Consider the following 21414-nt stretch of genomic DNA (forward strand, 5'->3'; position numbering starts at 1 on the left):
CGCCTGCGGCGTCTTCTGCCCGTAGCTGAACTCGTCGTAGAGGTCTTCGACATCAACCAGCGCGACTTTGTAGCCCTGGCGCTCGCGCCACGCCTTCAGCGGCGCGAACGCGCTCATCATATCGCCCCGCGTGATGATGACCAGATCAGCGGCGTTCGCCGGCTGTCGCCAGTGGGATGGGCTGTCCGCGACAATCGCCGCGGGCCGCCGCATCTGCGCCGCCGTGAAGGCGAGCAGTTGCCGCGTGCCTTCGCCCGGCGCGCTCACCGTCACCTTATAGCCGCTCTTGCCATGGCCCACCGTGGCGGCGACTTCGCGCTCGCCGCCCTTCTCGGCTTCGGTAACATCCATTACACGAAGCTCAGAGCTGCTGAAGCCGTTGAGCGTGACCGCCGCTTTCGCCTGCGCCGTGCAGGCGAGCGCATCGCCGTCGGCGCGGTAGCCGCGCTCGTAGCTCAGGCGGATCGTGTCAATCAAGCTAACGTCGGTGCTGCCACCGCCGGCGATCAACTGGATGTCGTTGTCGCCTTCGCGCAGCTTCGCCGGCGGCAGGTTGACGCGCAACGCGGCAGCCGCCTGGCCCTCGAAAGCCAGGTCACCGACCGCTTCGCCGTTGAGCATCACGTTGACGCGGTGCGGCATCAGCGTCATCCCTTGCATCGTAATTTCAAGCGTCGCCGGAGCCGTCGCCACGACGTTTGACAGGCGCAAGCTGCGCGTCACGCCATTGCCGCCGACCGCCGCGCCAAAGAAGTTCTCGCGCTCGCCATTGCGCAGCACCGCAAAGTAGACGCTGCGCTCGCGCAGTTCAGCCGTCGCCTGATAACTCGCCGCCCCCTCGGCAAAGCCTTTCGACTTGACGCGCTTGATACGTTGTCCCAGTTGCGGACCCGCAACCAGCCAGTAAACGCGCGCCGTGGTGTAAGCGCTGTCGGGCGCAGTGGCGTAGAACTCGACGGCGTCGCCGACATCGAATCGGCCATCGGCTTCGCCCGGCACCATGATAGGTCGCTCGCGCCCGTCTTCATAAAGTTGCAGCCGGCGCGGGTCAACGTCCGGGTTCAGCCCTGCGGCCAGCAGCTCGGCTTGCGTCACGTGATACATCCCTGTCTGCTGGACGTAGAGCTTGAGCGCCGTCGCCGTCCCCTGCGCAACAGCGGTCGCGGCAGAGATGTTAAAGTTGCCGCCATTGCTTTCGTGGCCGCCGCGCTGCCCGCCCAGTCCTTCAAGCGACGGTGAAGGCGCATCGAGATTTGCGCCGGGAACGTAGGCCGCCGTGAACGGCCCGTGCCAGTCGCTGCTGCCGTCAAGCCCGACGGCTTCAATCCAGTAGCGGGCCTCGCGCGCGCCGGTGGTCAACTGGTCGAACCAGCGATAGCTGCGCCCCGTCGCCAGCCCGATGCCCTGTCCCGCGAACAAGGCCGAACCGGCAATCATCTCGCGGTTGACGCGCTGGCGCTGGCCGCCCACTTCGCGATAAACGTTGAAGCCGAGGTTGTCGCTTTCGTAGCTCGCATTCCATTCAATCGCCACTCGCCCGTCCTGGTTGACGGTAGCCGACTGCGACGACATGCGCGCCAGCGTCGGGTCACCGGTGGTGATGTTCAAACACCAGCCCCCGGCAATGTTGCCGCTATCACCGCCTTCGTCATCGACGACGTAGAGCTTCCAGGTGCCGTTCGGGTTGGTGCCATTGAAGACCGACAGCGCCGAGTTTCCCGAAGGCGTCGGCACGGTCGGCCACGTATCGGGCGTCGTCTCGTAATTCGCCGGCCTGTAGGTGCCCGACGTGAGCGGGCTTGAAAGCGGCTCGTCGGGCAGCGGGTTCGCGGCGCTGTCGTCAAACGTGAGGTCGAGGTCCGTATCCATCCAACTGCCGCCGGCGTCCGACATGATGACGGCGGTGGCGCCCGTCGGCCCGACCAGCAGAATGTCAATATCGTCGCTGAATGTGTGCGTCAGGTCCTTGAGGTCAACGGTTACTTTCGACACCGCGCCGGTCAGCCCGGAGATATTGATCTGTGAAGGGTAGGGCGTCGCGGTGGTCGGCGGAGAGTTGCTGTCGTTGATATCGATGTTGGCCGAGTTGCAGTTCTGTGAAGAGGTCTGAATATTCAAGCCCCAGCCGCCGGCGATGGAGCCGGTATTGCCCGCGTTGTCATCAACGACGTAGAGATTCCAGGCGCCGTTCGGGTTGGTGCCGTTAAAGACGGACAGCAGCGTATTGCCGGTCGGCACGGGCGCCGACGACGGGAAGCTGTCGCCCGCGCCGATGTTGGTCGGCTTGAAGGTGCCGGACACGAGCGGCCCATCGTCGGGCAGCGAAGCGCCGCCGTTGTCGCTCAGGGTGAGCGTGATGTTCGACGCCGCCGTGCCGCCGCCGACATCCGAAAGGATCAAGGCGTTAGCGCCGGTCGGCCCCACCAGCAGGATGTCAATGTCGTCAGGGAAACTGTGCGACAGGTTCGTCAACGTCACTGTAATGCCGGCCACATTGCCGGTCAGCCCCGAGACATCGATGGTTGACGAATAAGGCGTCGCGGTCGCCGGCGACGGGCCGCCGTCGTTGATCATGACCGGCCCGCTGTTTGTAAAGGCCATGCCGTCGGGAGGCGCCGCCGCGGGCAGCGAGCGCGCGTGCTGGATCGCTGCTTTTGTCGTGCCGCTGACGCGCTGACCGTCTACGGTCGTGGCGGTGACGGTGATGAACTGATCGCCATCGCCGAGCCGTAAAGACTGCGCGGCGACGCTGACCAGCAGATCGTCGTAGCCATCGCCGTTCACGTCTTTGAGTTCGGCGCGCAACTGGCCCTTGGCGCGTTTGGTCGGCGGTGCCCCGGCAACCGCAACGCTGGCGGCTTGCAGGCTGGCCGCGGCAACGCCGGCGTTGCCATAGATGACCACAGGCACCAGCGGGCGGCTGGTTACATCGATCATCTTCGCGGATTCGCCGGGTAAGATTTCGACTTCGACGCGCCACTCTGTGCCCGCGTCCTTCTGCGCTGCGACGATGCGGTAATAACCGAGTCCGAGCAATGCGAGCGCCAGCATCAGCGCCGCAACGGCGCGGATAGACCGCGTTGTCCTGCGCCTCGGGCGCAAGGGCTGCCTTTTCATATCGCCTCCTGAGTGCAAATTGCGCAACATTCAACGAGTGAAGGGGACAGGGTGTGTTGCGCTTTGATTGTTGCTGCAATGATCCGCATCGGCTGAGCGCCTATGCAGTGGTCGCGCCGTGCAGTCCGTTTGCGACTGCCGATAATCCTAACCGCCCCGAAAATCACCAGTCAAGCGAGATGCTGCCGATACGCCTGAGAATGAATCGAGCGGCGCGCACAAAAAAGAGCCGGAGACAGTCTTTGCGACCGCCTCCGGCCCGCTCACATCAAAGCAAACGGTGGTTGCGCTTAATGCAATTTCGTCGTCGGGTCGCCGAACAAAATCCATGTCCGCCGCACATCACCGGCGGTCGCCGCCGCTTTCGCTTGCAGCATGGCATCGCCCAGCCGCTGCCCTGGCTTGCTGAGCAACAGCCGGGTGGCTTCCTGATTCATCGCCGTCTGCGCGCCGGGCAAAGTCATGCCGCTCGATGCCCACACGGCGACCGCGCCGCCGCGCTCGGACTTCAGCAATGCCGCGCCCAGGCTGTCGAGCGCCGGGTCGTGGAAGTAACCGTTCAGACAGCTCATCATCATGAAGACCGTCAGCCGGTTGCTGTTTACCAGGTCACTGATATTCCCCCCGGTCAGCAGGTTGCCGCGCCAGATGTCAACCGAGCTATGGCCAAAGTAGTTCACTACTCGCTGACCGCGATTGATCGCCGAGATCAGTTGCGCCTGCGTCGTTGCGTCGTCGGCGTCGCCGCGATGTAGCGACTGGACGCGCGCCTCAGGCGGAATCACTACGCGCAAGGCGGCGCTGCCGCCCGCGAAGTCGTAGGTGTCATTCTGGTCGCTCACCAGCAACAGCGTATCGGCGGACGACTGACTGTCATAGCGAACGATCTTCGCCGCCATCGTCAGCGCCTCGCCTGCCGTCCGCGCCGGCAACCGCCCGATGGCCAGCTCCGGCATGCCATCGTCGTTGAAGTCAACCAGCCAGTCGTCGGAAGCCGTCTCCAGATAATCGCTGTCGAACAGTTTCGTCGGCACCAGATCAAAGTCGCCGACTCCGAGATAGTTCTTCGTATCGAAACTGGCGTCGCCGACCAGCAAGACATAACGCGGCTTCTTCTTCCAGCTCGTCGCCGCGTAGGCGAGAAAGTCTTTCAGCGCTTGCGGCGTCTTCTGCCCGAAGCTGAATTCGTTGTAGACGGCTTCGATGTCAACGACAGCGACGCTCAAGCCCTGCCGCCGCCGCTGCGCCACCAGCGGGTCGAGCGCGCCGGCAAAGTCGCCGCGTGTGACAATCAGCAGGTCCGCGGCATTGCCCCGCTGATGCCAGGACGAAGTGGGACTCGCCGACACTCGAAGTGGTTGGTTCAACTCGCCTGCGACCGCCAGCAATCGCCGCTCACCCGCGCCCGGCACCAGCAGCGAAACGCCATAGCCGTTCTGCTGCGCCTGCGGCGTGCCGGTCAGCTCTTGCGCCGCGCCGGCATCGGTCACATCCAGCACACGCACCGCCGGCTGGCTGAAGCCATCAATCAGCAACGGCTGCTTACCCGCCGCCGTCAGCCGCAGCGTGTCGCTGTCCGCCGTGTTGTAATGTTGATAACTGACGCGCAAGTAATCGACCAGGCTGATGTCGCTTGCGCCGCCCGATGGCACCAGGCGCACGGTGTTTGCGCCTTCGCGCAACAGCGCATGGGCAACGTTGAAGACGGCGACCGCCGCGGCTTGATTGGCGAACGACACGGTGCCGACCGGGCGGCCGTTCAGCTCGACCATGACGCTGTGCGCCTGCGAGGTGACGCCTTGCAGGGCGACTTCGAGCGCGGCCATAGTCGGCGCGGCGCTGTTGACACGCTGGAGCGTCAAGGTTTGATCAAGCGGGTCGCGGGCGACGACCGCGCCAAAGAAATTCTCTTTGTCGCCATTGCGCAAGGCGGGGAAGTAGAGCGTGTGGTCGCGTCGTTCGACGGTCATCAGAAAGCTGCCGCCGGCCGCCGCATCCCCGGCGCTCTTTACCTGCCGAATGCGTTTGCCGGGCGCGGTGCCAGCCGTCAGCAGGTAGGCGCGCTCGGCTGTGTAAAGGCTATCGCTGCCCATGCCATAGAATTCAATGCCGGCGAGCAGGCCGTTTCCGTCGGTCAGGACGTTGATCGGCTGCTCGCGCCCGTCAACGAAAAGTTGCAGCATCTGCGGATTGACGCGGGCGTCGAGTCCGGCGGCGACAAGCTCCGCGGCTTTGACCTGATACCAGCTTTCGCGGTTGACGGTGATCTTGACCGCCGGGATGCCGGTGAGGGCTTGTTGGCTAATCAGCGCCGCTGCGGTCGCCCGCTTCGTCGCCGCCCGGCGCTCGACCGGCGGCGTTGCCGCGTCGCTGCTTTGCTCGCCGCCGAGGTCATTCAATAGCCGGGAGCTCGGCTCATAGACATCCGCCGCCAGCTTGCCCGCAGACACACCCAAAGGCCCGTGCCAGTAGCTGTTGCCGTTGAGGTCAATCTCTTCGAGCCAGTACTGCGCATTGGCGCTCGCGCCGCCGCTGTCGCGCCACACGTAAGAGCGCCCCGCGCCAAGCGTCGTTCTCGCGCCGACGAAGAGCGCCGAGCCGGCAATCAGGTTGGGCGTCAGCCGTGTGCGTTTGCCTGCCTCGTCGCGATAGACATTGAAGCCGAGGTTGGCGACTTCCATGCCGGTCTGCCAGCGCAGCAAGACGCCGCCTTTCTGCAAGCTGGGCGAGATGGCCAGACCGTCAGCCGTGAAGCCGTTCAAAGCGACGGCGTTCGGCGCTGAAGGCTCGGCCAGTGTCCAGTCAGAGAAAGAGCTGACGCCAGTGACGGTCGCCTGATTTGAAGCCGGGGTGACGGTCTGGGGCGAAGGGATCGAGAAGGTGCCGTTGTACTTGACGACGATAAAGTTGTTCTCGTTGGCCGTCATCGGCACATCCGCATCGAGATAGTTGAATGTCAGGTCGGCGGTGACGCCCGTAGCCGTCAGCGTCCAGTAGCGTTGCAGCGCCTTTGTTGGGTCGTTGATATTTGGCTGCGCTGCCTGTACGGCTTTGACCGTGAAGTCCGCGGGGAAGGTTCCGGCGGTGATGTTGACCGCGACCGGCGAGTAACCGTTCGCGGTGCCGACCTCGAAAGTCTTCGACCCGGCGGCGGCATAGGTCTTTAGCAGGTTGCCGATGATGTAGCCGCTGGTCCGGCTCACGGTCACGGCGCTGCCGATGGAGAGCGTGTTCGCGCCGGTCGAAATGGTGCCGCTAGTTAGCGTCAGCGCGCCCGCGGTCATTGAGATGTTGCTGCCCAAGGTGATGCCATTCGCGTTATTGACGTTGACAGTTTGAAAACTGTTGAAGGTGAGCGTCCCGGAGTTGGTGATCGTCTGAGCGCTAGACCCGTTAAGGTTAACCGTGCCCGCGCTCGCCGGAGCGAAGTTCAGTGTTGCACCAGCGGCAACGCTGATGTTTCCTTTGATGGCGTGACCGGGCGTTCCGGTCATGCCCCAGTTCAGCGTTCCTTGTGTAATCGTCAGGTTGTTGACTGATGCAGCACTAGCGCCGGATATGCTGATAGCAGGGGTCGCGATCTTCAACTCAAAATCGGCATAGGTGCGCCCCGTGAAAGCGGGTGTACCGCTGCTTTGATGGCTATAAAGACTGCCTGTTTGAAAGACTACCTTTGAGCTTGGCTGGCCCAGACCGAAGGGATTAGCGCCGCCCTGGGAGATATAGCTCGCACCGGAGGCGAAGACGATTGCGTTGGCGGTGCCGGCGTTTGTAAAGGCATTACCACTCGATCCGCCCGGATTATAGGTAAAGGTCGCCCCTGAGTTGAAGGTGATGCCGCTCGCATCCGCGGCGTCGAGTTGATGCTGGGCGTTGGAAAAGGTCATGGAGCCGCTGATGCTTCCGGTGGCCGACGTCGCCACGAGTATCTTCAGCGTGTTTGTGGTTGTTGTGCCGCCGCTAACATTCAGAGCAGACCCACTGGCGACGGAGAGGTCTGTCCCCGAGCCGCCGCTGACGGTGAGCGTCACGATGCCAGATGCAGGCTGTAGGTTGACCGTTGTGTTGCCGGATACAGACAACTGGCCGATGGTCTGCGTCGGCACACCAGTCACAGTCGTCGTCGCGCCGTTGTTGAAAACCAGAACGTCATTGGTCGCGGGAGTCGTGCGCGTCGGCGTCCAGTTCGTCGAAGTCGCCCACGACGCCGTGCCGGTCTGATTCCATGTGTAAGTGGTTTGCGCTGATGCCGTCGCGCTGATGATGGCAATGCAGAACACCGTTGATAAACCGAGTGTCCATGTCCTCAGGCGGCTAATTATTTTCACAACGTTCTCCCTTCGGGCAAGCTCCAGGACAGGCGGAATCTTTAGCAATATTGAAGGCTCACTCGCTACTTAATCTGAAGCGCTGCTTCCTAATGCAAAGACGGTCGTATGATCGTAAAAGGCCCCTGGATGGGCCGCTATAGTATTGGGGTTTGCGGTGCAAGTCAAGTGTGGACGGGTGAGCGAGTCGGGGCTGAAACCTGCGACAAGGTAGCGAACGTCAGGGTCATTCGGCTTGCGTGATAATGGCCGGGCCGGCGACCTGCTCCATGCGCCCGTCGCGCCTAACTTCAAAGCGCCGCCCGCGCCACTCAACCGTGCGCCCGAACCAGCTCACCGCCCAGATGACGAAGCTCAACACGTCGCGCAAGGGGACGAGATAAAAGTGCCGCTTCAGGATGCGATCTTTGAGGTAATGCACGCCGACCAGCCAGCCCATCAACAATCGAACCGCAAGCGTCAACGCCAGCAGCACGAGGCTCGCCGACGACGCCCGCATCACCGCCACGTTGATGAGTGCCAGCGCCGTCCCATACGTCAGCAGCAGGCCAAGATAGCCCGCGGGCCGCGAGATGCGCGTTGACCGCGCCCAGCGCATCTGGTGGCGCATCATGCCGGCAAAGCCTGTCGCCGGCATCGCCGTCTCGACCACGACATGCGACAGGCGCACTTCATCGCCGCGCTCGGCAATCAGGTTGCCGAGCATGAAATCGTCCGCGAGATAATCTTTGAGGGCGCGAAAGCCGCCGATGCCGGCAAGCCGCTCGCGCGTCGTCGCCATCGTCGAGCCGAGGGCGAAGCGCACGCCTTCGAGCATGCGCGCCATCAGCACGCCGGCAGCGAATTCGCCGGTGATGCCGACGGCTTCGAGCCTTGAGGCGAAGTCGCGCGCTTCGGCGGCGCGGTACAGGCAGGTCACCAGGCCGACGCCTTGCGGTTGAAGCTCGGCGACGATGCGCCGCAGATAATCGCGCTCGACGCGAATGTCGCTGTCAACGATGATGATCTGTTCATAGCGCACCCGCGCCAGCATGTTTTCGAGGTTGCTGACTTTGAGGTTTGTGCCCATCACATCGGGACAAACCACCAGTTCGATGTCGTGGCCGGGAAAGTCGCGCTTGAGCTTTTCGATGATGGGGATCGATGAATCGCCGGCTTCGCGGACGCCAAAGACGAGCTGAAACCGCGGGTAGTCCTGCTTACAAAACCGCTCGTAGTTTTGGTAAGCGTCAAAGTCCGCGCCGTGCAGCGGGATCATCACCGACACCGGCGACCACGCGGCGGCCTCCGCGTCTCTGTGCCTCTGTGCCTCTGTGTTTTTCCTATCCGGCGTGAGCGAGAAGAAGCGATACGCGGCGATCATCGACAGCAGATAAAACGCCGTCGCCGCCAGCGTGCAGGCGGCTAGCAAGAGTCCGATGATCGTCGTCAGGCTGAGCATCAGGGCAGCGAGATGAGCGCGACACCCACGCAGACCAGCACGATGCCGGCCCAGCGCACCGAGCTGATCTTTTCTTTCAAAATCAGCTTCGCGCCGATGGTGGTGATGACAAAGCTCACCGAAGTCGCCGGCAGCACCAGGCTCAGAGCCGCCCACGACAGCACGGCGAGGAATGAAAAGAAGCTCACGGTCATGAAGAACAGGCCGAACAGAAACCATTTATTGGTGAGCGCCCGCCCGGCGATGCGCAACAGCTCGCGCCCGTTGAGCGTCGCAATCTCGCCGACCTGCTTCATGCCCTTGGTGATGAGCACGTCGCCGATAGACCCGCCCAGCACCACCAGCGCAATCATCAATGCGGTCATCATTGCCCTTCCCCCGCGGCGCTCGCCTGCGCCGGTTCAATGGTGGCGGTGCGCTCGCCCGAACGCGACACGCAGACGACGCCGAGCGTGATGATGATCGAACCGATCCAGCGCGCCCTGGTCACTTCTTCATTCAAGAAGTAATGTCCCGCCGCGACATTCAGCACGTACCCGAAAGCCGTCGCCGGCAGCACAAAGCTCAAGTCGGCCCACGACAGCGCCGCCGAATAGAGCGCGAAAAAAACGATCAATAACAAGGTGCCGGCCCAGATTTCGGGACTCTGCATGGCTTGCAAAGCAACGTGCAGGGATTGTGAGACCACGCTCATCAAGCCGCCGTCAGCGGGCGCCGTCGTCGCCACAGACTTCATGCCGCGCGTCAAAAAGACATTGCCGGCGGCTTGGGCGAAGATGGCGATAATCAGTATGGCGGCGGTCTTCATGCCTGCGCTTCCATTTCGGGATAATTCGTCAGCTTGATGTTCGACTGCGCCAGGCGCTCGCGGACGCGCCCGCTCAACAGGGTTTCAAACTCGATCTGGCATTGCTGCTCGTGGGCGTCGAGGGCGCGGTCTGCCGGATAGGTCGCCGGGTGAAAATAGATTTCCGTGGTCGCCGCTCGCAGGTTGTCGAGCGTGTAAAGAAAATAACTTTCGTCCATGCGCCCGCTCTGCAAGTTGCCATAGACGCGCTCCGGCACAGTAAAGCCCGCGGCGCGGAGCTTGCGCTTCATGTAGCGCGCCAGCCCGCCGAACTGAATCGTAAACAGCGTCTTCTGCGCGCGGTGCGAGCCGTCAAAGCCGAGCGCCAGGCGGCGTTCTTCTTGAGGCACGCGCATGCGCCGCGCGCCGTACTTCATCGCCTGCCTGAGCGCTTCGTTGAAGATCACCGGATGGACGTGCAGGTGCAGGTGGCCGTCAACGTGCGATAGTTTCAGGCCGGTTTCATGAAACCGTGCGAACTGCGCGGCGATCTCGCGGCGCAGTTCGCGGCGCGCCTGCGGCGAGAAGAAATACTTCAGCCCGGCGGCCACCGGGTTGTTTGAAAAGTTCCGCGCCGCGTCAACCAGCGAAGGGATCTCTGACGGCGGCAACGCGCTGCGGCCCATCACCGCGACCAGATGAATGCCGACCGCAAGCCGCGGATTTTCTTTCGCGAGTTTCACCGCCTGGGCTGCCGCTTCGCCCGTGACCATCAGGCTGGCGCTGGTCAGCACGCCTTCGCGGTGAGCGCGAATGATGGCTTCGTTGACCGCTTCCGACATGCCGAAGTCGTCGGCATTGACGATCAACCGGCGCGCCGCAGTCGCACTCGTCGCGGGACGCGCGGCATCAGGCCTTGCCTCAAAGGCGCTCGCGCTGCCCCGGCTTGTGGCAGAGGCAGCGCGAGTTGAACTGTTTATGGGAATGACGCGGCGGGTCATTTGGCGGCCTGAGCGACAAACTCCTTGCGCTTGGCGCGCAGCGCGAGGAATTCACGCGCCTCCTTGTAGAGCCGCCGGCGCTCGCGCCCATTGAAGATCGCCTTGCGAACGATGCGGAAGACCACCCGCGGACGGAAGTAGTAACGGTCGTAGAAATGCTCGACCGACTGAACGATCTCTTCGCGCGACAACCCGGGATACTGGATGACCGGCAACTGATGGCCCATGTCGTCGGTCATGTCTTCGTCGAGCAGATAGTTGTTCTGGCGCAGGTAATCATCAAATTCAGTGCCGGGGTACGAGTGCGCAATCGACACCTGAATCGTCTCGCAATCCAGCTCCTGCGCGTACTTGACCGTCGCTTCGATGGACTGGTGAGTTTCGCCGGGCAGGCCGATGATGAAATCGCCGTGAACGTGAATGCCGAGCTTCTTGCAGTTCTTGACGAACTCGCGCCCCTGCTCGGCGGTCGCGCCTTTCTTGATGTTCTTGAGAATCTGGTTGTCGGCGGATTCAAAGCCGACGATCAGCAGCCGGCAGCCGGCGTCGCGCATCGCCTTGAGCATGTCGTAATCGGCATGGACGCGCGACGTGCAAGACCATGTCTTCTTGATCGGCTTCAATGCCTCGCTCACTTCGATGGTGCGGCGCTTGCCCCACGAGAAGGTGTCGTCATCAAAGAAGACCTCTTCGAGATTGGGAAACAGCTCCCAGGCGCGCTTGAATTCCTGGGCGACGTTTGCGGCGCTGCGCGTGCGCCACGCATGGCCGCTGATCGTCTGCGGCCACAGGCAGAAGGTGCAGAGCGCCGGACAGCCGCGCGACGAATAGAACGAGATGAAAGGATTCAACAGAAACGGCACATTGTATTTGGTGATGTCGAGGTCGCGCTTATAGATGTCAACGGCGAACGGCAGCGCGTCGAGATCGTGCAGCGGCGGGCGTTCGGCGTTGTGAACGATCTGCCCGTCGCGGCGATAGCTGACGTTGAGAATCTCGGCAAGCGGGCGGCCCTCGGCGTATTCGGCCAGCGGGTAATCGATCTCTTTGCGGACGACGAAATCAATGGCCGGGCTCGCCTGGAGCGCGGCGTCGGGCTGCGTGGTGACAGGCGGGCCGACGAAAGCGATCTTGAGAGCGGGCTTGGCCGCCTTCATCATCTCGGCCAATCGTATGTCGTTATTCCAGCCGGGCGTGCTGGTGTAGAGCGCGACGAAGTCATAATCTTTGGCGATTTCAATCGTCTGCTCGGGCGTCACCTCATGCGGCGGCGCATCGAGCAAACGGCTGTCTTTAATCAAACCCGCGGGGTAAGACAGCCACACCGGGTACCAGAACGAAGCAATCTCGCGCGACGCCGGCCAGCGCGAGCTTGCGCCACCGTCAAAGTTAGGGAACGAGGGCGGATTCAACAGCAGTGTCTTCATGTGCATCCTTTCATCTGAGAGACCGTCAAACTGTTATAGCTTGACGGTTACGCGGGCGTCAAGCAAGCGGTTTTCAAGTTTTCCTCGATGGCATCGATGTAAAGCGAATCTGATTTGATCGCCCCCTGCTAGGGCTTCAATAAGCGTATGAATCCGGCTTGCTCAAAGTGATGATCGGACGCCAACGCTTCGACCAGGTTTCGTTGCTGCATAATGACAAAGCTCACGCAGTCTACGAGACTCCAGTCCTTGTCCTGCCGGTTTCTGAGCAGTCGCCAGGCGGCTTCGTCAATCGTCTGGTCTATATAAACGATGTCGATGAATGGTGACTGTTTCACACCCTCAATGAAAGCGATGATGTCTGGCCGAGGGATATGTAACGGGCTGGTAAGCAAGGCAACCAATTCAACAAGGATATAACTGGTCGTGATGATCCGATCCTCTCGCAACCGGGCGTCACGGTACAGGCTGGATGCGAGCGAATGGTAAGGTTGGGATGAATCTACCAGATTGCCCCACCCCGACGTGTCAACGAGCATTCCCGGCATCTGTGTCCGCTCCGCCAAGGGTATGCTTCAGCAATTCATCCCCGACATACTTGTCGTGACGATCTGCCCAATCGGGAATCCGGCTATCGAATGCGCCAATAAACTTTTCGACCGGGTCATCCGCAAGATGTTTGACGCTCTCGGTCATCAATAGCACAGCCATCTCCTCAGGCGTTTTTCCCGTCTGCTCGGCAGACTTCGCCAGCGGCTCATAAACCTCGTCGGGAATCTCTAAGGTCAAAGTACGGCTCATGACTTTCCTCGCCCGGCAATCATAACATAGCCGCCCGCCAGGCAGATCGCTATTTCAGCTTCGCAAGTTGCTGTTGGGCTTTGGCGCGCAGCTCGGCCAGCTCGTTCGGCGTGCGCACCGGGTCGCTTGAGCTGATGACGCTCTCATAGAGCTTGCGCGCATCGTCCTTGCGGCCCTTCTTCTCGTAGGTCTCGGCGAGCGCCATCTTCAGCTCGGCGTTGGTGGGGGCGGCTTGATAACCGGCTTCGAGCCGCGCCAGGCCGCGCCCGTCGTTGCCGCCGAACAGGCGCGGCAGCTCCAGGTCGAGCCTGCCGAGCGCCAGGTAGATCGCGCCGTTCTTGTAAGTCGGGTCAATGGCCAGCGCCGCCTCGAACGCTTTGCGCACCGCTTTGACCAGGCCGAGGGCGCTCAGTGCGCCTTTCAAATCGGCGTATTCGCCCTCGTTGGCCGCCAGCCAGAAATGGCCTTCGACGCGATTCGCATCCAGAGCAACGGCTTTCTTGGCGGCTTCAATGGCGGCTTCGTAGAGCTTCAGGCGTTTGGCTTTGTCCGGCTCGCGGTCGGCCAGATAGTACTTGTACTGGGCGACGCGATAGACGACTTCAAAATTCGCCGGCTCTTTGACGCGCCGCGCTTCGATCATCGCGATGGCTTGCTTCAAGCTGTCGAGGTTATCGCGCGCGGCAAACAGGCTGTCGGATTTCGCGAACGGTGACTCCTGCGCAATGGCGGCGCTGCACGGCGTCAATAGCAGCGTGAGAATAACCGCAAGTCGTTTCATAAGCATTGAACGCTCTCTTTAATGGCGTGAGGTTGGGTTCGACTGAGCCTTCGGGTCGCCGGTCGGCGGCGGCGCGTGATCGGTTTTTGCCGGCGGTCCCAGCAGCTCCGTGAAGATCGGTTTCAACGCATCGGCCCACACCTGATAGCCTTTGACATCCAGGTGCAGCCCGTCGGCATTGGCCATCCCTTCAAGCAAATGGTCCTCGGCGTCGGCGAGTTTGTCGTTGATGTTGAGATACCTGACCTTTTTGCCGTCGGCGAATCTCGCGATGTTGGCATTGATCTGACGGATGATCAGCATCAGCTCCATGTTGTCGTTGCGCGGCGTGATGCCCATCAGCACGATGGTCGCTTCGGGAGCCTTCTGCCGGCAGACGTCGAGGATGGCCTTGATGCCGCGAGTGAGCTCCGCAACATGCGGGTCATCCTTGCCCTGCGGCGACAGCTTGCTGACATTGTTGGTCCCGGCCATAACGACGATGATCTTGGGATGGACGTCATCCAGCTCGCCGTTGTCGAGCCGCCAGAGAATATTCTGCGTCATGTCGCCGCCCCAGCCAAAGTTGGCGGCATTCCAACCGAAGAAGTTCTGCCGCCAGTTCGCCAAAAAGTCTTTATACTGCTCGTCACTGGTGCCCCAGCGCCGCGTGATCGAGTCGCCTAAGAAATAAACATCAATGCCGCCTTTGCGCGCCTTCTCCAACAATTGCGTGTGGGCAATCTGCGAATTCTGGTCACTGCGCGGAGCGGGCTTATCGGCGGCCCTCGTTGCGCCTCGGTTACCGGCGGGTTGCTGACCCGGTTGAATGACGCCGGTCTTCCCCGGCGCCGACGGCTGCGCCAGGCAAACCACTGCTGCCGCAAGCGACGCGATGGCCGCCGCGGCAAAGGGGGTGATGAAGTGTTTGTGTGTACGCATACGTCTTCCTGACTTGCGGGACTGAATCGTTGTCATCGCGTGACAGAGAAATATTATTTCTCGGCAGGTGATGACCGCAAGCCGGCTCATACCGACGCGTGCGCCGATGCTTCATCGTGAAGCGCGGAAACCGCTACCGCGTCGGACAGTCAATAGTTACAATCTGCCTGAATACAAAAAGAGCCAGGGAGGGCTGATGAAAACGCAGGCCGTTGTTTTGTTGGGATTCTTTTGTCTATGCGCCGGCGCGGTTCACGCTCATAAGATGATTGCCGGCTCGTCGCAGGACGCACGCAGCCTGCCTGCGCCAGTCGAGATGACGGCGCAACAGGATCATCAGCGAATGATGGAGCTGCTGCATATCACCTCGCTCAGGCCGGGCGCGGACCCCAATAAACCGAACGCGCCGAACGCCGTCAACTATGATGAATCGAAAGCCAATCCTTACCCGAAGCTACCCGACCCGCTGGCGATGAAGAACGGCAAGCGGGTGACGACGGCAAAGCTCTGGTGGAATCAACGGCGCGCTGAAATCGTCGAGGATTTCGACAGAGAAATCTATGGCCGCGTTCCTACCAATGCGCCCAAAGTCCGGTGGGAAGTACTCACCACAAACCGCGAAGTCAAATACGACGTGCCGGTCATCACCAAACAACTCGTCGGCCACGTAGACAATTCCGCCTACCCGCTGATTACCGTAGACATTCAGTTGACCTTGACCACGCCGGCAAACGCGACCGGCCCGGTGCCGTTGATGATGGAATTCGGCTTCACAGGCCGATTTGCCGGCGGCCCGCCGCCCGGCAGCAATGCGCCCAGCTGGCAACAACAGCTTCTCGCCAAAGGCTGGGGCTATGCCATCATCATTCCCACTAGCTATCAAGCCGACAACGGCGCTGGATTGACGCGTGGCATCATCGGGCTGTGCAACAAAGGGCAGCCGCGCAAGCCGGATGATTGGGGCGCATTGCGCGCCTGGGCCTGGGGGGCGAGCCGCGCCCTCGATTATTTCGAAACCGACAAGTCTGTAGACGCCAAACAGGTCGGCATCGAAGGCTTGTCGCGCTACGGCAAAGCGGCGCTGGTGACAATGGCTTATGATCCGCGTTTCGCCATCGGCTTTATCGGCTCATCCGGCGAGGGCGGCGCCAAGCTGCACCGCCGCAACTTTGGCGAGCTGGTCGAGAACGTCGCCGGGTCGGGTGAATATCACTGGATGGCCGGCAACTTCATCAAGTACGCAGGGCCGCTGACCGCTAACGACCTGCCCGTTGATTCGCATGAGCTGATCGGGCTCTGCGCCCCGCGCCCGGTCTTCATCAGCGTCGGCTCACCCGCGGTCGAAGGCGGCTGGGTGGACGCGAAAGGCATGTTTATGGCGGCGGTCGAGGCCGGGCCGGTCTACAGGCTGCTGGGCAAGAGAGGGCTGGCGACAAGCGAATTGCCGCCGATGGAAACCGCGCTCATTGATGGCGACGTGGCTTTTCGCCAGCACAGCGGCGGGCATACGACCGGCCCGAACTGGCCGACCTTTCTGGCGTTTGCCAGCCGCTACATCAAAGGGCCGGTGGCGCGCCGCTAGCTTCTTGATTGGTCAGCACCAGCTTGCCGCCTGCTTCGGCGAACGTGAAGACCGGAGCCGCAAGCGTGCGCTTCAACTCGTCGAGCTGGGCCGCGTCGGTGACCAGGAAGATGCGCCCGCCTTCGCGCCAGCGGCTGCGAATGGCGTCGTCATCCAGAAAGATTTGCGGCGCGTCATTGAAGTATGAGCCATATTCAAGATTTGCCGCGCGCCCGTTGAGAATGAAGACCTGCCGGCGGGTGTAGAAATTGACAGACGAGCCGCTTTCATACTCGCCGTTGATGACGATCATGTCGCCGTCTTTAATCGCGCCGTTGATCGCCTCGGCAAGCGGACGCGATGACAGGTACGGCTCGAACTGCACGAGCGCCAGCCGCGCACAGAAGAAGAAGACGGCCATCATCACGGCGAGCGCAAGGTTGGCCGCCGCGTGCCACGCTTTGCGCCTGAACAGCAGCGCCGCCAGGGTGCCGACGCCAAAGGCTAAGGTCGTGCCGATGACCGGCAATCGCAAAGCGGCGAGCGATTGCGGCGTCAGGTCGAGCACGTGACCGAGCGACAGCGCATACGCCTCAGGGTTGCGCGTCAGCGTCGAAGCCAGGTCGCCATTGACCGCCAGGCTGCGCGTCTTCACATAGACAACAACGCCGATGATGAAAATAGTCAGGCCGAGAAGCGTCAGCATCATCTGCGTGACCGTCAACCAACGCTTGCCGCGCGCCGCTTGCCATCCGCCTTCAGCTTTCGCAAGCGCATGGCCGATCAGCAGCGCGAACGCCGCATACGAAGGCATGGTGTAATACTCCTGCGTCGTCGAAAAGCAGAAGAAGAGAATAATCAGCACCGCCCACAGGGCGAGAAACAACAGCGTGCGCCGCTCGCGATCAAACGCGGTTCGCCACAGCGACGCGATGCGCCCTTGCTGGAAGATGCCAGCGACATTCTTCACCGCGAGCGGCAAAAAGAAACTCCACGGAAAGAGCCAGACGAGATGCAAGGCGAGAAACAGCGCCAACGGCACGGTATCATAATCTACGGGGTAGCGCTTGCCGACGTAGCGCAGAAAATGCTCGTTCATGAAGTAGAACCAGAAGAAGCCGCGCCCCTGTGTCGGGCTCGGCGTCCCGATCATCAAGCTGCCGGGGTTCCGCAAGCCGGCGGCAATGTGCCACGGCGCGGCAATCAACAGAAAGAGCAGCGTGCCGCTGAGCAAGCGATATTGAAACAGGCGGCGAATCTCGCCGGTCACCAGCATATAGGCGGCGATGATGATGGCCGGGAAAGCCGCGCCGACCAGCCCTTTCGTCAGCACGCCGAGCGCCCCGAAGGCATAAATGCCATAAGCCCACCGCCCATTCACCACGTCGCTTTCGCCGGCGCGCAGGAAGCAATAAAAGGCCATCGTGATGAAGCAGGTCAGCAGCACGTCGGGCCACAGCACACGCGTGAATAAAAAGATGCCGACGCATGAAGCGATGGCGAGGCCCGCATAAAATCCCGCCTGACGATTAAAGAAATGCTTGCCGAAAAAATAGACCGCCAGCGTCAGGGCGAGCGCGCCGAGCGCCACCGGCAGGCGTGTGGCGAATTCGCCGACGCCCAACAGCTTGTAAGCCAGCGCGACCAGCCAGTACATCAGCGGCGCTTTTTCGAGATAACGAACCCGGTTGGCGTAAAGCGTGACAAAGTTGTTGGATTCGGCCATCTCGCGCGCCGCTTCCGCGTGAACGGTGTCGGCGTCGTCGAGCAGAGCCGGTGGCGCGGGCGCGTTGATGAAATAGATGGCGGCCCACAGACCGATGAGCACGAAGAGTTGAGTCCGCTGTCGCATCCACAGGTTTATAGCAAATTAGCGCCGCCTCGCTCCAACGGTTTCGCCAAGGCAAGCTGTGGCGGGCGACTCAAACGAAGACGAAGCGGTCGGCAAGCACGAAGTTGATGAGCGAGCAGATGGCGATGGTAATCATGTTGGCGACAAGCGCGTTTAATTTCATGCCGCCGACGAAGACGGCCATCAGCAGCAGGTTGCCGACAAGCGATAGCGCGCCGCTCGTCAGGTTGAAGCGCACCAGCATGGCCAGCCCGCGCGCCTGCCGCCGGTCGCGCCACGTCCAGCGGCGATGCCAGACGAAGTTGTGCAGCACGCTCGCTTCGACCGCCAGCGCCGTCGCCGCCAGATAATGCAGATTGAAGAGGTGCAGGAAGGCGGCGAGCGCCATGGCTTGCACAAGTATGCCGGTCGCGCCGACGGCGCTGAATCTGGCCCAACGTTGCAAGACGGTTTTCGCTTCGGACAAAGTGCGGCTCCCGCCGGTCAAACGCGTTCGGCGCGATAGAGCGTCGCCGTGTTGCGCGCGATTGAAGTGATCGTAATGACGGCAAGCACAGCGGTGGCGACCAGCGTCGAAACGTCGAACAGCAATTGATCGCCGAACAGTCGCGTGCGCGGGTGCAGAAAGGCCGCGACGTTGCCGATGGCCAGCAGGATGCGCAGCTCTGTGGGGCCGAGCTTGCAGTAAGCCATGCGGAACGCGCCGATGGTATAAGTCGCCAGATAAACGTCTATGGCCAGCAGGAAGTAGGTGACCAGAAAGGCCAGCGCCACAAGCCAGCTCATATAGCCCGACAGGCCGAGGCCACAGATAATTGCCAGAATGCCGAGCGCGTCAACGATGTGGTCAACGTAGAAGCCGTAGCGCGGGCGCTGCCGGTTGCGCAGCCGCGCCAGCGTGCCGTCGAGGCTGTCGCCGAACCAGTTGACGACCAGCAACAAATTGACCAGCAGCATGGCCGGCGGCCACCACCGCGCTGCCGCGTAACAAACGCCGGCGGCGATCATCGCCAGGAGGCCGAGCAACGTCAGGTGATCAGAATTGACCCGCCGCGGCAAGCGCGCCGCAAGGTAATTGAGCGCCCGACGCTCTACACCCGCGGTCAAGCTTGTCTGTAAGCGCGGCGCACTCTTGAACTCAGCACTGGTAGTCATTGATTGTCCCTCAACAAATTCTTTGCCGCTGCGTAAGCGTCGAGCGGCGACAGCAAGACGATCATCAGCCAGATCGGCAGCGAGATCACCGCCATCAGGCAGCGGCGCATCCAGCGCCCCGGCTCGCCCGGCCCGCCACTGGCCACGCCCGCGACCATCGTACTGACCAGCGGCCCCGAAACACGGTGGTAGAGATTACTTTTCGCTCCAACGAGCAACGACGTGGTGTAACGCGCCGCGGCAGACCGGTCGCTCGCCGCCTCGGCTTGGAGGCTGCCGCACCAGCGGCAGAAGCAATCGCTTTCGAGCAACTGACCGCTGCATGCCGCGCAGGCTTTGACCGCCACGGTGCGGGCGTCTTGAACATTAATCATGCTTTCGGCAACTGCCATACAGTCTCCGCAACAAACACCGCTATGGCTAAGTGCAAGGCCAGTGCCATGACACCAAACGCGGAAAAGACCTGAAAAAGCGCGAAAAATGACGATAATTTGATGGGTGGCTAAAGGCAGGCGCAGTAAAAAGCCATCACTTGCAATGTGGCGCAAGGCGGTTAGCTTGCGCAAATCCGAGCGCAAGCTAACCGCCTTGCGCCACATCAGCGGCGCGTTCTTACCAGGCGGAAGCCGACGTAGTTGAAGCGGTAGGCCGGCGCGAAAAGGTCGCGCGCCGCCGAGCGCGCAAAGCTGCCGGGAAACATCCAGCCGCCGCCGCGCTTCACACGGAACGAGCCCGACGCCGGACCCAGCGGATCAACGTCAGAACTCTGCGCGTAGTAATCCTGGTCATACCAATCGTGGCACCACTCGAAGACGTTGCCATGCATGTCGTACAGGCCCCAGGCGTTCGCTTGCTTCGCGCCGACCGGGTGGGTCATGTTCTCCGAGTTGCTATCAACCCATGCCATGGCGTCGAGGTTGCCGGCGTAATCTCCCTTACTATCGGCGCGACAGGCGTATTCCCACTCAGCTTCGGTCGGCAATCGGTAGGTGTAGCCGTCATCGAGCGCGTTCAATCTTTCGATGAACTCCTGCGCGTCATACCATGACACCTGCTCGACCGGGCGGTTGCCGCCTTTGAAATAGCTGGGATTGTTTCCCATCACCGCTTCCCACTGCGCCTGAGTGATTTCGTATTTGCTCATCTCGAATGATTGGCTGAGCCGCACACGATGCACAGGCTTTTCGGCGGGGCTGGCGGTTTCCGCGCCCATCAGAAACTCGCCGGCGGGTATCTGCACGAAGCTGGCGCGCAGCGCGTCGAGCGCACCGTTATCGGCGTTGAGCGGCGCGGGGCTGACGGCTTGCGGACTGCCTGTTGTAATCGGCGTGCCGGTGGGCGGCGGAATGGCCGAAGGCATGTTGATTCGTCTTGCGAAGAAGGCGACGGCCAGAATAATCACGATGAACCAGGCCAGAGCGATGCCGATCCTGATTCGCGTCGTCTTGCGCTGCCCAGATTCCCAGCTTCGGTGGATGCGCTCGGCCTCTTGCAGCATGGCCTGTCGCCGCGCCAGCGTTTCGCCGTATTCGGGATGTTCGTCGAGTCTTTCTTTTTCCCCCGGTGGCTTCATCCGATTCGTTCTTCTACCAGCAACCACTTGATCGTTTGCACGTCCCTTATTTTTTTACGTCTCTGACGCCATTTTTTTCGATGTATTCTGTAATCTCTTTCGCCAGCGCCTCGCGCTCAGCCGCGTCGAGCCCGCGAATGAAGTTCCAGTGCGTCCAGGGCCGATAACCGGCAATGGGGCGCCAGTCGCGCTTCAAATAAATATTCATCGCCTCGCTGATCGTTGCTTCTGAAACGTCTTTGGGGCTCACGTTCAGCTTGAGGTCCTGTGTGATCCTTTGCCAGATGTCACAAACGAGAACATCGGGCAGTGTTGCCGGAACGGGAGCTTTGTAGTGAATGCGGTAGTCATAAGTTTCCCGGTCCGTGTATGCATTCTTGGGGTAAGGCGGAGCCTTGTAGGTGCCTATCCGAGATAGCACCGGGTAGGTCGCGATGAACCGCTCATCAATCGTTGATTTCGTCGTCTTTGGCGCAGGCGTCTTTCTGGCGGGTACCTTCGTTATTCTCGGCGCGGACTCTGAGGCTTCCACCGTCTTCGGCCTGGACGGCGGCGCTTTGACGCCGACTTGCCGACTCATCGCCGCCGGCGGCGCAAGCATCAGCAGGAAGCTGAGCACGGTCGCTGTCGCGGTAAACATAACGATAACGTCTCTCTGTCGAATCATGT

Annotated in this window: 18 protein-coding genes; 1 reads left to right on the plus strand and 17 read right to left on the minus strand. The window is 61.5% G+C overall.

Annotation, left to right across the window (positions count from 1 at the left end; genetic code table 11):
- The 11 genes from VJ464_17680 to VJ464_17730 form a co-directional block, all read right to left on the minus strand.
- A partial coding sequence (locus VJ464_17680) for a proprotein convertase P-domain-containing protein (protein HKQ06965.1) occupies positions 1-3117 on the minus strand: 3117 nt, incomplete at its 3' end.
- Between the two features lie 290 nt (positions 3118-3407).
- Positions 3408-7445, minus strand: coding sequence for a C25 family cysteine peptidase (locus VJ464_17685; protein ID HKQ06966.1), 4038 nt, complete (start codon positions 7443-7445; stop codon positions 3408-3410).
- A gap of 226 nt (positions 7446-7671) precedes the next feature.
- Positions 7672-8886 carry a bacteriohopanetetrol glucosamine biosynthesis glycosyltransferase HpnI gene (hpnI, locus tag VJ464_17690; GenBank protein ID HKQ06967.1) on the minus strand — a complete coding sequence of 405 codons (1215 nt, stop codon included), beginning with the start codon at positions 8884-8886 and terminating at the stop codon, positions 7672-7674.
- Positions 8886-9254: an EamA family transporter gene (locus VJ464_17695; protein ID HKQ06968.1), complete on the minus strand. Its 369-nt coding sequence runs from the start codon at positions 9252-9254 to the stop codon at positions 8886-8888. The genes hpnI and VJ464_17695 overlap by 1 nt, the downstream gene beginning before the upstream one ends.
- Complete coding sequence (locus VJ464_17700) at positions 9251-9694, minus strand: EamA family transporter (protein ID HKQ06969.1); 444 nt, start codon at positions 9692-9694, stop codon at positions 9251-9253. Before VJ464_17700 ends, VJ464_17695 begins: the two co-directional genes overlap by 4 nt.
- Entirely contained in the window at positions 9691-10542 is an 852-nt protein-coding gene (hpnK, locus tag VJ464_17705) for a hopanoid biosynthesis-associated protein HpnK (protein ID HKQ06970.1), read from the minus strand. Before hpnK ends, VJ464_17700 begins: the two co-directional genes overlap by 4 nt.
- A gap of 128 nt (positions 10543-10670) precedes the next feature.
- The gene (gene hpnJ / locus VJ464_17710) at positions 10671-12107 is read right to left on the minus strand and encodes a hopanoid biosynthesis associated radical SAM protein HpnJ (GenBank protein ID HKQ06971.1); all 1437 of its coding nucleotides are present in this window, start codon (positions 12105-12107) and stop codon (positions 10671-10673) included.
- Positions 12108-12229: 122 nt separating this feature from the next.
- Positions 12230-12649, minus strand: a complete 420-nt coding sequence (locus VJ464_17715; protein ID HKQ06972.1) for a PIN domain-containing protein — start codon at positions 12647-12649, stop codon at positions 12230-12232.
- Positions 12630-12890 (minus strand): hypothetical protein, encoded by a 261-nt coding sequence (locus tag VJ464_17720; GenBank protein ID HKQ06973.1) that lies wholly within the window; start codon positions 12888-12890, stop codon positions 12630-12632. The genes VJ464_17715 and VJ464_17720 overlap by 20 nt, the downstream gene beginning before the upstream one ends.
- Before the next feature lie 61 nt (positions 12891-12951).
- Entirely contained in the window at positions 12952-13683 is a 732-nt protein-coding gene (locus VJ464_17725; protein ID HKQ06974.1) for a TRAP transporter TatT component family protein, read from the minus strand.
- A gap of 18 nt (positions 13684-13701) precedes the next feature.
- Positions 13702-14604, minus strand: coding sequence for a GDSL-type esterase/lipase family protein (locus VJ464_17730; protein HKQ06975.1), 903 nt, complete (start codon positions 14602-14604; stop codon positions 13702-13704).
- A 265-nt stretch (positions 14605-14869) separates the two neighbouring features.
- On the opposite strand from VJ464_17730, the gene VJ464_17735 reads away from it, so the two are divergent.
- Complete coding sequence (locus VJ464_17735; GenBank protein HKQ06976.1) at positions 14870-16186, plus strand: acetylxylan esterase; 1317 nt, start codon at positions 14870-14872, stop codon at positions 16184-16186.
- On the opposite strand, the gene VJ464_17740 is transcribed toward VJ464_17735, so the two are convergent.
- The 6 genes from VJ464_17740 to VJ464_17765 all read right to left on the minus strand — a co-directional run bounded on the left by VJ464_17740 (position 16161) and on the right by VJ464_17765 (position 21412).
- Positions 16161-18017, minus strand: coding sequence for a glycosyltransferase family 39 protein (locus tag VJ464_17740; protein ID HKQ06977.1), 1857 nt, complete (start codon positions 18015-18017; stop codon positions 16161-16163). The two genes, VJ464_17735 and VJ464_17740, sit on opposite strands and share 26 nt — an antisense overlap.
- Positions 18018-18087: 70 nt before the next feature.
- On the minus strand, positions 18088-18483 hold the full coding sequence (locus VJ464_17745) for a GtrA family protein (protein ID HKQ06978.1): 396 nt from the start codon (positions 18481-18483) through the stop codon (positions 18088-18090).
- Between the two features lie 17 nt (positions 18484-18500).
- Positions 18501-19172 (minus strand): CDP-alcohol phosphatidyltransferase family protein, encoded by a 672-nt coding sequence (locus VJ464_17750; GenBank protein HKQ06979.1) that lies wholly within the window; start codon positions 19170-19172, stop codon positions 18501-18503.
- Positions 19169-19564 carry a hypothetical protein gene (locus VJ464_17755; GenBank protein HKQ06980.1) on the minus strand — a complete coding sequence of 132 codons (396 nt, stop codon included), beginning with the start codon at positions 19562-19564 and terminating at the stop codon, positions 19169-19171. Before VJ464_17755 ends, VJ464_17750 begins: the two co-directional genes overlap by 4 nt.
- A gap of 206 nt (positions 19565-19770) precedes the next feature.
- On the minus strand, positions 19771-20745 hold the full coding sequence (locus tag VJ464_17760; protein ID HKQ06981.1) for a formylglycine-generating enzyme family protein: 975 nt from the start codon (positions 20743-20745) through the stop codon (positions 19771-19773).
- A gap of 46 nt (positions 20746-20791) precedes the next feature.
- Complete coding sequence (locus tag VJ464_17765; protein HKQ06982.1) at positions 20792-21412, minus strand: hypothetical protein; 621 nt, start codon at positions 21410-21412, stop codon at positions 20792-20794.
- Between the last annotated feature and the right edge of the window lie 2 nt (positions 21413-21414).

This window comes from Blastocatellia bacterium, from assembly GCA_035275065.1.
Classification (GTDB): Bacteria; Acidobacteriota; Blastocatellia; order UBA7656; family UBA7656; genus DATENM01.

Excerpts from the sequence above, each read along its gene's own strand:
- VJ464_17735 (HKQ06976.1), top strand. The coding sequence starts at position 14,870 with ATGATTGCCGGCTCGTCGCAGGACGCACGCAGCCTGCCTGCGCCAGTC.
- VJ464_17730 (HKQ06975.1), bottom strand. The coding sequence starts at position 14,604 with ATGCGTACACACAAACACTTCATCACCCCCTTTGCCGCGGCGGCCATC.
- VJ464_17700 (HKQ06969.1), bottom strand. The coding sequence starts at position 9,694 with ATGAAGACCGCCGCCATACTGATTATCGCCATCTTCGCCCAAGCCGCC.
- VJ464_17695 (HKQ06968.1), bottom strand. The coding sequence starts at position 9,254 with ATGATGACCGCATTGATGATTGCGCTGGTGGTGCTGGGCGGGTCTATC.
- VJ464_17715 (HKQ06972.1), bottom strand. The coding sequence starts at position 12,649 with ATGCCGGGAATGCTCGTTGACACGTCGGGGTGGGGCAATCTGGTAGAT.
- hpnJ (HKQ06971.1), bottom strand. The coding sequence starts at position 12,107 with ATGCACATGAAGACACTGCTGTTGAATCCGCCCTCGTTCCCTAACTTT.
- VJ464_17725 (HKQ06974.1), bottom strand. The coding sequence starts at position 13,683 with ATGAAACGACTTGCGGTTATTCTCACGCTGCTATTGACGCCGTGCAGC.
- VJ464_17765 (HKQ06982.1), bottom strand. The coding sequence starts at position 21,412 with ATGATTCGACAGAGAGACGTTATCGTTATGTTTACCGCGACAGCGACC.
- VJ464_17760 (HKQ06981.1), bottom strand. The coding sequence starts at position 20,745 with ATGAAGCCACCGGGGGAAAAAGAAAGACTCGACGAACATCCCGAATAC.
- VJ464_17755 (HKQ06980.1), bottom strand. The coding sequence starts at position 19,564 with ATGGCAGTTGCCGAAAGCATGATTAATGTTCAAGACGCCCGCACCGTG.
- VJ464_17750 (HKQ06979.1), bottom strand. The coding sequence starts at position 19,172 with ATGACTACCAGTGCTGAGTTCAAGAGTGCGCCGCGCTTACAGACAAGC.
- hpnI (HKQ06967.1), bottom strand. The coding sequence starts at position 8,886 with ATGCTCAGCCTGACGACGATCATCGGACTCTTGCTAGCCGCCTGCACG.
- VJ464_17740 (HKQ06977.1), bottom strand. The coding sequence starts at position 18,017 with ATGCGACAGCGGACTCAACTCTTCGTGCTCATCGGTCTGTGGGCCGCC.